This is a genomic window from Streptomyces sp. NPDC044106, from assembly GCF_056433985.1.
On record NZ_JBWKFZ010000013.1, the window covers coordinates 39,981 to 54,238 of the forward strand.

General features: G+C 73.1%; 13 protein-coding genes. 2 read left to right on the plus strand and 11 right to left on the minus strand.

Annotated elements, in window-relative coordinates:
* Positions 1-84 precede the first annotated feature (84 nt).
* The 7 genes from pheT to infC all read right to left on the minus strand — a co-directional run bounded on the left by pheT (position 85) and on the right by infC (position 7,597).
* The gene (gene pheT / locus AC07DI_RS24035; RefSeq protein WP_478906055.1) at positions 85-2,613 is read right to left on the minus strand and encodes a phenylalanine--tRNA ligase subunit beta; all 2,529 of its coding nucleotides are present in this window, start codon (positions 2,611-2,613) and stop codon (positions 85-87) included.
* The gene (pheS, locus tag AC07DI_RS24040) at positions 2,613-3,776 is read right to left on the minus strand and encodes a phenylalanine--tRNA ligase subunit alpha (protein WP_384258140.1); all 1,164 of its coding nucleotides are present in this window, start codon (positions 3,774-3,776) and stop codon (positions 2,613-2,615) included. The genes pheT and pheS overlap by 1 nt, the downstream gene beginning before the upstream one ends.
* A gap of 158 nt (positions 3,777-3,934) precedes the next feature.
* A complete protein-coding gene (locus AC07DI_RS24045) occupies positions 3,935-5,080 on the minus strand; it encodes a sensor histidine kinase (RefSeq protein ID WP_478906056.1) in 1,146 nt (381 codons plus the stop codon).
* A 73-nt stretch (positions 5,081-5,153) separates the two neighbouring features.
* Positions 5,154-5,981, minus strand: coding sequence for a TrmH family RNA methyltransferase (locus tag AC07DI_RS24050; protein ID WP_384258144.1), 828 nt, complete (start codon positions 5,979-5,981; stop codon positions 5,154-5,156).
* 171 nt (positions 5,982-6,152) lie between these two features.
* Entirely contained in the window at positions 6,153-6,536 is a 384-nt protein-coding gene (gene rplT / locus AC07DI_RS24055) for a 50S ribosomal protein L20 (RefSeq protein ID WP_384258146.1), read from the minus strand.
* A gap of 97 nt (positions 6,537-6,633) precedes the next feature.
* Positions 6,634-6,828: a 50S ribosomal protein L35 gene (gene rpmI / locus AC07DI_RS24060; protein WP_007829094.1), complete on the minus strand. Its 195-nt coding sequence runs from the start codon at positions 6,826-6,828 to the stop codon at positions 6,634-6,636.
* 106 nt (positions 6,829-6,934) lie between these two features.
* A complete protein-coding gene (gene infC, locus AC07DI_RS24065; protein WP_384258259.1) occupies positions 6,935-7,597 on the minus strand; it encodes a translation initiation factor IF-3 in 663 nt (220 codons plus the stop codon).
* Between the two features lie 392 nt (positions 7,598-7,989).
* On the opposite strand from infC, the gene AC07DI_RS24070 reads away from it, so the two are divergent.
* The gene (locus AC07DI_RS24070) at positions 7,990-8,376 is read left to right on the plus strand and encodes a DUF1844 domain-containing protein (protein WP_384258149.1); all 387 of its coding nucleotides are present in this window, start codon (positions 7,990-7,992) and stop codon (positions 8,374-8,376) included.
* A 10-nt stretch (positions 8,377-8,386) separates the two neighbouring features.
* On the opposite strand, the gene AC07DI_RS24075 is transcribed toward AC07DI_RS24070, so the two are convergent.
* Genes AC07DI_RS24075 through AC07DI_RS24085 form a run of 3 tightly spaced genes read right to left on the minus strand, consistent with a single transcriptional unit; the run spans position 8,387 to position 11,856 of the window.
* Positions 8,387-9,121, minus strand: coding sequence for an SseB family protein (locus AC07DI_RS24075; protein WP_384258261.1), 735 nt, complete (start codon positions 9,119-9,121; stop codon positions 8,387-8,389).
* Between the two features lie 45 nt (positions 9,122-9,166).
* The gene (gene mycP / locus AC07DI_RS24080) at positions 9,167-10,354 is read right to left on the minus strand and encodes a type VII secretion-associated serine protease mycosin (RefSeq protein ID WP_478906057.1); all 1,188 of its coding nucleotides are present in this window, start codon (positions 10,352-10,354) and stop codon (positions 9,167-9,169) included.
* Entirely contained in the window at positions 10,351-11,856 is a 1,506-nt protein-coding gene (locus tag AC07DI_RS24085; protein WP_478906058.1) for a hypothetical protein, read from the minus strand. The genes mycP and AC07DI_RS24085 overlap by 4 nt, the downstream gene beginning before the upstream one ends.
* Positions 11,857-12,050: 194 nt before the next feature.
* Here AC07DI_RS24085 and AC07DI_RS24090 point away from each other — a divergent pair, with 194 nt between their 5' ends.
* On the plus strand, positions 12,051-13,253 hold the full coding sequence (locus AC07DI_RS24090) for an amino acid deaminase/aldolase (RefSeq protein WP_478906059.1): 1,203 nt from the start codon (positions 12,051-12,053) through the stop codon (positions 13,251-13,253).
* Between the two features lie 30 nt (positions 13,254-13,283).
* On the opposite strand, the gene AC07DI_RS24095 is transcribed toward AC07DI_RS24090, so the two are convergent.
* Positions 13,284-14,231 (minus strand): DUF2510 domain-containing protein, encoded by a 948-nt coding sequence (locus AC07DI_RS24095; RefSeq protein ID WP_478906060.1) that lies wholly within the window; start codon positions 14,229-14,231, stop codon positions 13,284-13,286.
* Positions 14,232-14,258: the final 27 nt, after the last annotated feature.

Sequence of the window (14,258 nt, forward strand, 5' to 3'; positions counted from 1 at the left end):
GAACGAGTGAGGGGCTCACCCGGTGGTCCGGATGAGCCCCTCGATGCGCCCCGTGTGCGCCTGTTGCCTACTGCCCGGCGGTGGCTACGCTCCGCGCAGCACCGCGCCCGTCCGCTCGGCCGCCAGGGCGACGGCCGCGTCGCGGGCCGCGGAGGCCTCGTCGACGGTGAGCGTGCGGTCGGCCGCCCGGAAGCGCAGCGCGTACGCCAGGGACTTCTTGCCCGCGCCGATCTGCTCGCCCTCGAAGACGTCGAACAGCCGGATGGACTCCAGGAGTTCGCCCGCGCCGCCGCGCAGGTAGTACTCGACGACGGCGGCGGGCACCTCGGCGTCGACCACGAGGGCGACGTCCTGGGTGGCCACCGGGAAGGTCGAGATGCGCGGTGCCTGGACGCCGCCTTCGCGTGCCGACTCGAGCGCGTCCAGGTTCAGCTCCATCGCACAGGTGCGCGCGGGCACGCCCAGCGCCTTCACGACGCGCGGGTGCAGCTCGCCCGCGTGGCCGACGGTGACGATCTCGCCGTCGACGACGACCTTCAGCAGGGCGCAGCGGCCGGGGTGCCACGGGCCGTACTGCCCCTGGTCGACGATGAGCTCGACACCGGCCTCCCGGGCGATGGTCCGCGCCGCCTCGACGGCGTCGGCCCAGTCCGCCGGGCGGCCCTTGCCCCACCAGCCGCCCTGCTCGCGGGCGCCCGCGAGGACGACGGCCGCGTGCCGGGGCTGGACGGGCAGCGCCTCGGTGAGGGAGGCGATCTCCTCGTCGGTGGGACGCCGGTCCACGGGCAGGCGCCCGGCGACCTTCAGCTCGTCCTGGGGGTGGAAGACAAGGCCGGTCTCGAAGAGGGCCAGGTCGTGCGAGCCCCGCCCGTCGTTGCGGCGGAGGGTGGCGAGCAGCCCAGGCAGCAGCGTCGTACGGAGCGCGGGCTCCTCGTCGGAGATCGGGTTGACGAGCTTCACCACGCGGCGCGCGGGGTCGTCCGGCTCCAGGCCCAGCTGGTCGAAGACGCCCTCGCCGATGAAGGGGTAGCTCAGCGCCTCCACGTAACCGGCGCCGGCCAGCGCGCGGCCGACGCGGCGGTGCAGCCGCTGCCGCTCGGTCAGGCCGCGGCCCGCCGGGGGCTTGGGCAGCGTCGAGGGCAGGTTCTCGTACCCCTCAAGGCGGATGACCTCCTCGGCGAGGTCGTTCGGCTCGGCGAGGTCGGGGCGCCAGGACGGCACGGTGACGGTCAGGGTGTCCTGCCCGTACACGTCGCAGCCGACCTCCTGGAGGCGGCGTACGACGGTCTCGCGGCCGTAGACGACACCGGCGACGCTGTCCGGGTGGTCGGCCGGCATGGTGATCGTGCGCGGCCCGGTCGGGGCGATGACCTCGGTGACGCCGGCCTCGGCGCTGCCGCCCGCGAGAAGCACGAGCAGGTCGACGGTGCGCTGCGCGGCGGCTGCCGCGGCCTGCGGGTCGACGCCGCGCTCGAAGCGCTTGGACGCCTCGGATGCCAGCTTGTGGCGGCGCGCGGTGCGGGCGATGGAGATCGCGTCGAAGTGCGCGGCCTCGATCACCACCTCGGTGGTACCGCGGACCTGCCCGGTCTCCGCGTCCGCCTCGGAGTCCGCGATCTCGGTGTTGGCGCCGCCCATGACGCCCGCGAGGCCGATGGGGCCGCGGTCGTCGGTGATGACCAGGTCCTCGGCGTCCAGGACGCGCTTGGTGCCGTCAAGGGTGGTGAACTTCTCGCCCTGCTCGGCCCTGCGGACGCCGATCGTGCCCTGGACGCTGGAACGGTCGTACGCGTGCAGGGGCTGGCCGAGCTCCATCATCACGTAGTTGGTGATGTCGACGGCGAGCGAGATCGGGCGCATGCCGACCTTCTGCAGGCGGCGCTGCAGCCAGATCGGGGAGCGGGCCTCGGGCTGCAGGCCCGTGACGGTGCGCGCGGTGAAGCGGTCGCAGCCGAGCGGGTCGCTGATCTTGACCGGGTAGCCGAAGGAGTTCGGCGCGGGCACGTCGAGCAGCGCCGGGTCGCGCAGCGGCAGGCCGTACGCGATGGCGGTCTCGCGGGCGACACCGCGCATCGAGAGGGCGTACCCGCGGTCGGGCGTGACGGCGATGTCGAGGACCTCGTCGACCAGCTCGAGGAGCTCGATGGCGTCGGTGCCTGCCTCGTGCTCGGGCGGCAGGACGATGATGCCGCCGGAGCCGTCGTCGCCCATGCCCAGCTCGTCACCGGAGCAGATCATGCCGTGCGAGGTCCTGCCGTACGTCTTGCGGGCGGCGATGGCGAAGTCGCCGGGCAGGACGGCGCCGGGCAGGACCACGACGACCTTGTCGCCGACGGCGAAGTTCCGGGCGCCGCAGACGATCTCCTGCGGCTCACCGGTGCCGTTGGCCATGCCGACGTCGACGGTGCAGAAGCGGATGGGCTTCTTGAAGCCCTCGAGCTCCTCGATGGTGAGGACCTTGCCCACGACGAGCGGGCCCTTGAGGCCCGCGCCGAGCTGCTCGACGGTCTCGACCTCGAGGCCGACCTCGATCAGCTTGGCCTGCACGTCGCGGCCGGTCTCGGTGGCGGGGAGGTCGACGTACTCCCGCAGCCAGGAAAGCGGGACCCGCATCAGATCTCCATCCCGAACGGCCGGGTGAACCGGATGTCACCCTCGACCATGTCTCGCATGTCTTCGACGTTGTGGCGGAACATCAGCATCCGTTCGATGCCGAACCCGAAGGCGAATCCGCTGTACTTCTGGGGGTCGACGCCGCAGGCGGTGAGCACCTTGGGGTTGACCATGCCGCAGCCGCCGAGCTCGATCCAGCCCTCGCTGCCGCAGGTGCGGCAGGGGCGGTCGGCGTTGCCGACGGACTCGCCGCGGCAGACGTAGCAGACCATGTCCATCTCGGCGGACGGCTCGGTGAACGGGAAGTAGTTCGGCCGCAGCCGGGTCTTCATGTCCGGGCCGAAGAGCGACTGGACCATGTGGTCCAGGGTGCCCTTGAGGTCGGCCATGGTCAGGCCCTCGTCGACGGCGAGCAGCTCGATCTGGTGGAAGACCGGGGTGTGCGTCGCGTCCAGCTCGTCCGTGCGGTACACGCGGCCGGGGCAGACGACGTAGACCGGCGGCTCGCGGCGTTCGAGGAGCGCGCGGGCCTGCACGGGCGAGGTGTGCGTACGGAGCACGACACCGGACTCTCCCCCAGTGCCGAAAGCCTGGGAGGTACCCCCACCGCCTTCGGCGCCCTCGGGCCCCTGGACGAAGAACGTGTCCTGCATCTGCCGGGCGGGGTGGTCGGGCGTGAAGTTCAGGGCGTCGAAGTTGAACCACTCCGCCTCGACCTCGGGCCCCTCCGCGACCTCGTAGCCCATCGAGACGAAGACGTCGGCGACGCGCTCCATCATCGTGGTCAGCGGGTGCCGGGCGCCGGCGGGCGTGCGGTCGTACGGCAGCGTGACGTCCACCGCCTCCTCGACCAGGACGCGGGCGTCGCGCTCGGCCTCCAGCTCGCTCTGACGGGCGGCGAGCGCCTTGCTCACGGCGCCGCGGGCCATGCCCACGCGCTTGCCCGCCTCGGCCTTGGCCTGCGGGGGCAGCGCGCCGATCTCGCGGTTGGCGAGCGCCAGCGGCGAGGTGCCGCCGGTGTGCGCGATCTTGGCCTCCTGGAGCGCGTCGAGGGAGTCCGCGGCCGCGAAGGCGGCGAGCGCCTCGTCCCGCATGCGCTCGATCTCTTCAGGTTTCAGTGCCTCGACCTCAACAGGGTCGTACGACTTGTTCGGTGCCGACATCTCTTCCCGTGCTTCCGATTGGCTGGCGGATGGGTCCCCGTCAACGACTCGGAGACAAGCTGTCCCGGATTTGGGGACACAAAGTGCCAACGACCGAGTCTAACGGGGGTGCGGTGAACGAATGAGCCCGCGGGCTGCTCAGGCGGTCCCCGACAGGGTCACTGGAGATACGCCGGGGCCCCCACGGGCAACGTAAATCGGAACTGGGCACCGCCGCCGGGCGCGCGGCCGACCGTGATCGTCCCGCCGTGCGCCTCCACGATGCCCTTCACGATGTATAACCCCAGTCCCGTCCCGCCGCGCTTGCTGCCCCGCCAGAAGCGGGTGAAGACACGGCCCATCGACTCCTCCGGAATGCCGCAGCCCTCGTCGCTCACGGTCACGGCGGTCTCGGCGCCGCCCCGCTCGCGCGGCGAGGAGGAGGCGGCCGCCGCCTCAATGGTGACGGTTCCCTCACCGTGCCGCACGGCGTTTTCCAGCAGGTTGCTCAGCACCTGGTCGATCTTGTCGGGGTCCGCCCAGAGGTCGGGCAGCGGCTGCTCGACGCGGACGAGGAAGCGGTCGGCGTCCTGGCCGGCCGCGACGTGCGCCTGGATGTGGCGGCCGACGGCGGCGCCGATGTCGACGGGCTGGCGGCGCAGCTCAAGGCGGCCGGAGTCGATGCGGGAGATGTCGAGGAGCTCGGCGATCAGCCGGGTGACGCGGTCCGCGTCGGCGTCGACGGTCTCCAGCATCAGCTTCTTCTGGTCGTCGGTGAACCGCTCCCACTTGGCGAGCAGGGTCGCCGTGAAGCCCTTGACGGAGGTGAGGGGCGAGCGGAGCTCGTGGGCGACCGTGGCGATCAGCTCGGCGTGGCTGCGCTCGGTGCGGCGGCGGGCCTCGGTGTCGCGCAGGGAGACGATGACGCGGCGTACGGGCCCGGTGCGGGCGGTGCGTACGTAGCGGGCGGTGACCAGGATCTCGCGGCCGCCGGGCAGGAGCAGGTTGCGCTCGGGCTGGCCGTTGCGGATGGCGAGGCCGCCGTAGGGGTCGGTCAGCTGCCACCAGCGGCGGCCTTCGAGGTCCTCTAAGGGGAGGGCGCGCTCCAGGGGGGCGCCGAGGGCGTCGGTCGCGGGGACCGCGGTGATGCGCACCGCCGCCGCGTTGAAGCAGATGACGCGGCCCGCCTCGTCGGCGACGACGAGCCCGTCGGGCAGCTCGTCGGGGTCGAGTCCGAGGTCGCCGAGGTCACCGGGGCCGTCGCGGTCCGTGCGAGCACGGACGACGCCCTGCACTCCCGGTGCTCTGCTCGTGCCGACGCTCATTCCCCGTACCCCACCTCTCGGACTGTCGGTGAGCCCGTCACACTACTAGCTCGATGTGACGGAGCGGACCCCCTCAGCGAGTACTGGCGGCGCGCTGTGCACGGGCGGACGCATAGAGGCACACGGCCGCGGCCGTCGCGAGGTTGAGGCTTTCGGCTCTGCCGTGGATCGGAACGCGCACCACCGCGTCGGCGAGTGCGCGGGTCTCCTCCGGGAGCCCCCAGGCCTCGTTGCCGAAGACCCAGGCGGTGGGGGTGCCCATGGTGCCCCGGTCGAGTTCGGTGTCGAGGTCGTCCGCACCGGCCCCGTCCGCGGCGAGGATGCGTACGCCCGCGTCCTTGAGCCCTCGGACGGCCTGCTCGACGGGTACGCCCACGGCGACGGGCAGATGGAAGTGCGAACCGACCGACGCGCGGACCGCCTTGGGGTTGTAGAGGTCCACCGAGGCGTCCGTGAAGACCACGGCGTCGGCGCCCGCGGCGTCCGCGCAGCGCAGCACGGTCCCGGCGTTCCCGGGGTCGCGGACGTTGGCGAGGACGGCGACGAGCTTCGGGCGGCCCGCGATGACCTCGTCGAAGGGCACGTCGAGGAAACGGCAGACGCCGACGAGGCCCTGGGGGGTGACGGTCGTCGAGATGTCGGCGATGACGTCCTCGTGGGCGAGGTGCACCCGGGCCCCGGCGGCCCGCGCCTCCCCCACGATGTCGGCGTACCGCTCGGCGGCGTCGACGGTGGCGAACAGCTCGACCAGGGTGTCCGCGTACGCGGCGGCCTCCCGCACGGCCTGCGGCCCCTCGGCGAGGAACAGCCGCTCCTTCCCCCGGAAATTCCGCTTGGCCAGCCGCCGGGCCGCACTGACGCGGGGCGACTTGGGGGAGATCAATTCGGGGGCGGCAACCATTCAACTCACCTCGGGACGGCGCCCCGATAGGGGCGCGGGGAACTGCGCGACCAGCCGAGAACAGACCCGCGGACGGCAGAGACAGCACAGGGCGGACGAGACCCCGAACGACAGCGGACCCGCAAGCCAACCGGCTCACGGGTCCGAAATCACGCTCGGCTCAGCGAAGCGTCACGCCGCCTTCGGCGCGTTGACGTCCGACGGCAGCGCCTTCTGCGCGACCTCGACGAGCGCGGCGAACGCGTTCTCGTCGTTGACGGCCAGCTCCGCGAGGATCTTGCGGTCCACCTCGACGTTGGCGGCCTTCAGACCCTGGATGAAGCGGTTGTAGGTGATGCCGTTGGCGCGGGCAGCGGCGTTGATGCGCTGGATCCACAGCTGACGGAAGTCGCCCTTGCGCTTCTTGCGGTCGTTGTAGTTGTAGACCAGGGAGTGGGTGACCTGCTCCTTGGCCTTGCGGTACAGGCGCGAGCGCTGGCCGCGGTAGCCGCTGGCCGCTTCGAGAATCGCCCGACGCTTCTTGTGGGCGTTTACTGCCCGCTTGACGCGTGCCACTGTTTAACTCCTTGTAGCGGGGCCGTGGTTGGACTCACACGACCCGGTATCGATTGGGTCCCGGTCAGAGGTCAGGTGCCGTGTCCGGCACCCGAGCTCACTTGCCGAGAAGCTTCTTGATCTTCTTGGCGTCGCCCGGGGCCATCTCGGCGTTGCCGGTGAGGCGACGCGTCAGACGGGACGACTTGTGCTCGAGCAGGTGGCGCTTGCCGGCGCGCTCACGGAGCACCTTGCCGGAGCCGGTGACCTTGAAGCGCTTGCTGGCACCGCTGTGCGACTTGTTCTTCGGCATAGCGCCGTTCTCTCCTCGTCAGTGGCGTTCCGATGCCCGGTCGTTAAACCGGGCATCCGGGAGCCATATGTATCGGTTGGCATCCCCTGGACTCGCGTCCACGGGATCAGGCCTCGGCAGAAGCCTCGGCCGGGGCCTCGGCGGGAGCCTCGTCGAGCTCCTCCCCCTCGGCGGAGTTCTGCGAGCGGCCAGGGTTGGCCTTCGCGTCCGCCTTGCGGGCCGCCTGGGCCTCACGGGCCTCGGCCATCGCCTCGGTCTTCTTCTTGTGCGGACCGAGAACCATGATCATGTTCCGGCCGTCCTGCTTCGGGTTCGACTCGATGAACCCAAGGTCCTCGACGTCCGAAGCGAGACGCTGCAGCAGTCGGAAGCCCAGCTCGGGGCGGGACTGCTCACGACCACGGAACATGATCGTGATCTTGACCTTGTCGCCCTGCTTGAGGAACCGGACGACGTGACCCTTCTTGGTGTCATAGTCGTGCGGGTCGATCTTCGGCCGGAGCTTCATCTCCTTGATGACCGTGTGCGCCTGGTTCTTGCGCGCTTCACGGGCCTTCATGGCCGACTCGTACTTGAACTTCCCGTAGTCCATGAGCTTGCAGACCGGCGGACGCGCAGTCGCGGCCACCTCGACCAGGTCGAGGTCGTACTCCTGCGCAAGCTCCAGGGCCTTGGCAAGCGGGACAATCCCGACCTGCTCGCCGCTGGGACCGACAAGTCGCACCTCGGGAACGCGAATCCGGTCGTTGATGCGGGGCTCGGCGCTGATGGATCCTCCTCGGTAGCACCACGCGACCGTCTGGCGGACAGCCGCGTTACGTCTGTTGACTGGACCAACCGAACGAGGCCACAAAAAATGCCCCGACCGATCACAGAAGGGGCTCCACGTACTACCGGAGCACCTCCGCGGTGATCGCGGGGCGCACATCGGGCGACCCGAAGCCTCGGGGACTTCGGCCGCCTGACCGGTGACCCGCCGCTCCGGGGAGCGGTCAGGTGGGAGATCGGAGCCTCCACTTGTGGGCCGGACCCTCGCGTTGGCACGCGGGTGTCCAGCCGGTCGTTACACAAGGTTAGCAGCTCTGCCCGGGTGGGGCGAACCAGCTCGCGCGGCGGCTCCCGGGGCCCGGGCCGCGCGGGGCTCGGCATATCGTGTGGCACATGAGCGACGCGACCCCCACCCCCGAGTCCCCCGCAGGCGCCGGGCCCGACTCCCCCGACTTCGACACCCTGACCCGTGACATCGCGGACGTCCCCGCGGTCGAGGTGATCACCACGGTGGCGGTCCACCTGATGAGCGCCGCCGCCGTGAACCTCGGTCTCGCCGAGGGCGGCGAGGGCCACAAGGACCTGGACGAGGCCCGCAAGCTGATCCACTCGCTGGCCGGACTGATGGACGCGAGCGCCACGGAGATCAGCTCGTTCCACGCGGCGCCGCTGCGTGACGGCCTGAAGTCGCTGCAGCTGGCGTTCCGCGAGGCGTCCCTGGTTGCCGACGAGCCGGGTCAGGGGCCCGGCGAGAAGTACACGGGCCCGGTCTTCGGCTGAGCCTTCACCTTCACACCGTACGTACGTAGAGGGGCTCGCCCGGTGGCGTCGCCTCGGCCGGCAGGAGTGCCAGGTCGAGGCCGCGCACCAGGCGGGCCCTCAGTGTTTCGTCGGCGGCGATCCGCCGGGCCACCCGCTGGGCGGCCTCGGCGGGGTCCGCGGCCGGGTCGAGGACCAGGGCGAGGGTGCCGTCGGCGTGGCCGGGGCCCAGGTGGGCGCGGAGCACGCCGGGCTCGGCGGCGACGGCCGCGCGCACCGCGCCGGTGACGGCGGGGTCCGCGAGCGGGTCGGCGCTGGCGCGCCCCTCGGCGAGCGCGAGCAGGGCGGAGCGGCCCAGCTCGTAGGGGACGGGGCCCGCCAGGTCCAGGACGATGGTGTCGGCCTGCTCGTGGGCGGCGGCCTGCAGGGCCTGGTGCAGCGGGACGGCGACGGGGCGGGCGGCCGGGTCCCAGAGGGCGAGGGCCTCGATGGAGGTGAAGGCGGGCAGCGCCTTGCGGTCGCCCGCCTTGAGGGTGGGGACGGCCATGTCGCTGGTCTTCTCGCGACGCAGCCCGTTCTCGTCCTCCTCCACCTCGCCGAGCACCGCGACGACGGGGACGAGGAGCCGGGCGCCGGCCAGGGCCCGCAGGACCGGACCGTGGGCCGTGCGGTCCTCGGACCAGGCGGCCAGCGCCTCGGCCAGCCGGGGGTCGGCGGTCCCGTCGTCGTCGGAGAATCCCGGATCGGGAATGTTCTTGTTCGCCATGTCCGCCGTGCTCGCCTTGTTCGCCATGTTCGCCACGTGTCGACCCTACAGAGCGGGTCCGGCACCCCGGCGGGGCGCTCCCGACCGGGTCCGCCACAGCTGGACCGCCGCCGCGAGCAGCGCGACGCCGAGGCCCCCGGCGACCGGTCCCACCCAGCCCGCGGGCCCGTCGTCGCCCGTCTCCGCGTCCGGGCCAGGACCGAAGTAGCGCGCGCCGTGGGCCGCCGTGCGCGGCTCGGCGGGTCCGGGCTCGATCCTGGCGCCGCGGGTCAGCGCCGCCGCGGGGTCGATCAGGCCGAAGCCCCGGGAGTCGTCGCGGCCGCCGGAGGGGGTGTCGCGGGCGGTGTCCTCGAGGAGCTGCTTGATCTGGGCGGGGGCGAGCGCGGGGTGGGCGGCGCGGATCAGGGCGACGGCGCCCGAGACGAAGGCGGAGGCGGCGCTGGTGCCCCAGCCCTCGTAGTACTTGTGGTCGGGGTCGGCGATGACGATGTCGTCGCCGGGCGCCGCGACGGTGGCGTACCAGCGGCGGGTGGAGAACGAGGCGCGAGCGCCGTTCTCGTCGACGGCCGTCGCGGCGATGACGCCGGGGTAGGCGGCGGGGTAGGAGATGTGGTCGCCGCGTTCGCCGCCGTTGCCCGCGGAGGCGACGACGGCGACGCCCTTCTTCAGGGCGTACTGCACGGCGGCGTCCTCGGCCGGTTCGGGGTGGGCGGATTTCGAATCGTCGCCGAGGGAGAGGTTGATGACGTCCGCGCCGTGGTCGGCGGCCCAGCGGATGCCGTCGGCGAGGGCGTTGCCGCGGGTGTCGCGGGCCTTCTTGCGGGCGGGGTCGCCGTCCTCGAGGATCACGCGGACCGGCAGGATCTTCGCTTCGGGCGCGATGCCGAGTACGCCGTCGGCGCGGCCCTGGCCGTGTCCGTGGCCCGCGATGATGCCGGCCATGGCGGTGCCGTGCCGGGCCCAGGCCCGGTCGCCGCGGCGGGCGCCGAAGCCGACCATGTCCTCGCCCTTGAGGACACTGCCCGCGAGGTCCGGGTGCTCGTCATCTATGCCGGTGTCCAGGACGGCGACGGTGATGCCCGCGCCCTTGGTGGTCCGCCAGGCCTCGCTGGTGTGCATGGCGTCGAGGGCCCACTGCTGGGCGCGGATGCCGTCGTCGGCGTGGGCGGTGGCGGCCGGGGCGAGCGCGAGCAGGGCCGTCGTGGCGGCGACGAGTGTCCGGCGGATGCTCATGACTTCTTCTCCGCGGCCGCGATGGTCTTGCGCAGGCCGCGCTCGACGCGGTCGGCGATGCCTTTCGCCTCGTGGCCGAGGCCCGCCTGGGCGGGCGACGACGTGGTGTTGGTGCCCATGGCCTCGGTGGCGGGCTCGGGGTCCGTGACGACGCGGCCGTCGGCGAATCCGGAGACGGCGTAGGCGACGACGGGGGCGTCCGGGAGCACGGACATCGTCCAGGAGGCGCGCTGGGTGTCGCCGAAGCCTTCGGCGGGGGTGCCTTTGGCCGCGTACGGGCGGGGCATGAGGTCGGGCCGTCGGTCGAGCCCCTCCTCGGTGAAACGGTCGCGCAGCGTCCGCATGCCGTCGGCGTCCGCCTTGGTGAACAGCAGCCCCACGGTGGTGACATGGCTGCGGGTGGCGTCGGTGTACGTGGCGCGCAGCAGCCGCAGGCAGCCTGCCGGGGCGAGGGCCTTGCGCAGCAGCGGGTCGAAGGCGTCCTTGCAGCCGCTGTCGGGCGCGACGGCGATCCGCGTCCACGAGCGGTCCGCGCCGCCGGGGCCCGCGCCCTCGCCCTTGAGCGCGGGCGGGAAGAGCCGGTCGACGGGCACGCTGTGCCAGAGCCCGCCGGTGACGGTGTACGCGCTGCGCGTGGCGCCCCCGGCCGCGGACTCCCCCGTCAGCCAACTCCCGGTCACCGCACCCCCGATGAGCCCGAGCCCGAGCACGGCGCAGACCGCGGCGGCGACCGCGCGGGGGCGGGCCCAGCCGCCGACGGGCCGCAACCGCGTGGTGCTGTCGTCATCCATGGCGGGCCGCGCGAACGACACCAAGGGCCGTCCCGCGCCGGGCACCGGCGTCGGATCTACGGCTCCGGCCGTGCGGCGGGACGCGGTCGTGGTGGCGACGGGGCGGGCGCCACGCGGTGCGGGCCGCACCGCGGTTGCCTCAGGAGGGGGCGAAGGCGCGTCGGCCGGGCGGGACGTCGCCGGAGCGGGCGGCGGCGTGGCGGGGCGCGGGGGCGTGGCTGCCGGTGCGGCGGGGGGCACCGGGCCCAAAGCGCTCGGCGGGCCGGGGAAGCCGGAGGTGCTCGACGGCTGCGGGTCAGGGGCTCCGGACGCGGGTGGCCCGGCCGGTATCGGCGGGGTGTCCGGCAGGCGGGCCGAAGCGGGGGGCGGGGGCGGGGCGGTGGGCCCGGGCGCCGCACGGTCCGCGGACGCCTCGTGTCCGGTCGACGTCTCGCGTTCCGCGCGGGCCTGTTCGAAGGGGGCCAGCAGGTCCTCTATACGGGCCGAGCGGCTCAGCTCGTCGTCGCTCGCCGCGGAGGCGGGCCGCGGGCTGTCGAGTATCCAGTCCTGGTCGACCGGCGGGCGGACGTCGGGGAAGCGGGCGGACGGTGCGGGCGGCGGGTCGGCGGCCGGGTCCGTCAAGGACGGGTCGGCGGGGGCCGGCGGGGCCGGGGGGCGGGGAGGCGTGGCGGGGCGCGGCGGGATGGGGCTGCGAGGCGCCTCCGTGCTCATGCTCCCCCGCTCTCCTCGCGCTCGGCCGGCCGGAGCGCGAGGCCGGCGAGGCTCTGTGGACGCCGCTTCGTCAGGCTCCGTCCGCGTCACTCTACGGGCTGACGTCGGACGCGAGGGAACCCAGTCCGCACCCCGGGCGATCTGCCCGGATCATCCCCCTACCCTCCGGTAATCGTGTCTGGCAGGCTTCGGCCATGACAGCCCGTGCAGCAGACCGGGCCCGTTACGACCGGGCCACCGCGCATCTCGACGCCCCCCTCGCGATCGTCGATCTGGCCGCCTTCGACGCGAACGCGGACGATCTCGTGCGCCGGGCCGGCGGCAAGCCGATCCGGGTCGCGAGCAAGTCCGTGCGCTGTCGTGCCCTGCTCGAACGGGTCCTGGCCCGCGACGGCTTCGCCGGGGTCATGTCGTTCACGCTCGCCGAGTCGATGTGGCTCGCCGGGTCCGGCTTCGACGACGTGCTGCTCGCCTACCCCTCGGCGGACCGGGCCGGGTTCGCGCGGCTGACCGCCGATCCGAAGCTCGCCGCTGCGGTGACCGTGATGGTCGACGACCCGGCCCAGCTGCGGCTGATCGACGAGGCCAGGGACGGCGGGACCGAAGAGGTGCGGGTCTGCCTGGAGTTGGACACCTCCTACCGGGTGCTCGGCGGACGCGTCCGCGTCGGCGCGCTCCGTTCGCCGCTGCACTCCCCCGTGCAGGTCGCCGCCCTGGCCCGCGCCATCGTCCGGCGGCCGGGGTTCCGGCTCGTCGGTGTCATGGCGTACGAGGGACATGTCGCGGGGGTGGGCGACGCGGTCGAGGGGCACCCGGCGCGCTCCCGGGCGATCCGGCTGATGCAGACGGCGGCCCGCAAGGAGCTGGTCGCGCGCCGGGGGCGGACCATCGCCGCGGTGCGGGAGGCCGCGCCCGACCTGGAGTTCGTGAACGGCGGCGGGACCGGCAGCGTGCAGCACACCGCGGCCGAGCGCGCGGTCACCGAGATCGCCGCGGGTTCCGGGTTGTTCGTGCCGCGGCTGTTCGACAACTACACGTCGTTCAGCGGGCGTCCGGCCGCGCTGTTCGCGCAGCCCGTGGTGCGGCGGCCGGACGCGGGCACCGTGACGGTGCTGGGCGGGGGCTATCCGGCGTCGGGGGTCGCGGGCCCCGACCGCTCACCGGTGCCGTATCTGCCCGAGGGGCTGCGGTACGACCCGCAGGAGGGCGCGGGCGAAGTGCAGACGCCGCTGCACGGGCCCCCGGCCGACGATCTGCTGATCGGCGACAAGGTGTGGTTCCGGCACGCCAAGGCCGGTGAGCTGTGCGAGCGGTTCGAGACGCTGCACCTGGTCGAGGGTGACAGGGTGACGGCGAGCGTCCCGACGTACCGGGGCGAGGGCCACACCTTCCTCTGACCCCGCGGCCGGTCAGGGCGTCACGGCGGCTCAGGGCGTCGCGCCGACGTCCTCGCCCACGCCGCCGCCCGTCGCGCTGTCGTCGACCGAGCGGATGCCGTCGGTGATCTCGTCCAGGACGGAGACGCGCGGCGCGTCGTCGCCGGCGCCGATGGCGAAGCGGACGATGACCGGGGACTCCGACCCGACGCTCGACTTGAACGCGAGCGACTGGACGTAGCCGCCGGGGCCCTTGGCGGTGTGGACGCGCCAGCGCACGAGGTAGCCGGTGCGCCCGGCGACGGCCACCTGGCCTTCCTTGACCTTCTCGTGGCCGGTGAGGCCGCCGTAGGGCTTGTTGTCCAGTTTGTCGTGGTCGAAGGCGTCGTCCGCCGCGTCCTCGATGTCGCCGAGGGCGAGCGCCTTGGGGTCGCTCTCGTCGGTGTTCGTCACGGTGCTCGACGTGACGGTGCCCTCGCGGCAGAGTCCGGAGTCGCCGGGGCAGTCGATGATGTCCGGGGTCTGGATGGTCGCGCCGCCGCCGAAGGAGTCGTCGTCCTTCTCCCATCCGTCGGGGACGGGGAGCGTGATGCCGTTGAGGTCGTCGACGAGGGTGTCCGGGTCGGGGTCGGGGCTCGGGGACGCGGACTTCGTGGCGGTCGGCGCCGGGCTGTTCGTGACGGGCGCGGTGGGCGCAGGGCCGCCGCCCTTCGGGTCGCCGTCGTCCTTGGTCAGGACGACGGCGCCCGTGCCGATCGCGCCGACGAGGACGACCCCGGCGGCGGCCAGGGCGACGGTCTTCCCCCGCCCGCCGCCCGGGACGGCGGGCGCCGGCACGGCCGTGGCGTCCGGCGACGGGCCGAAGCCCTGCTGCGTCCCGGGCACTTGGGGGTGCTCGGGGGCCCGCCGGTGCTCGGTCCAGGCGGTTCCGTCCCACCAGCGTTCGACGGCCGGCGCCGAGGGGTCCGAGTACCAGCCGGGAGGGGGCGACATGCTCATCCCGGCACTCTAAGCGGTGTCCGGGAA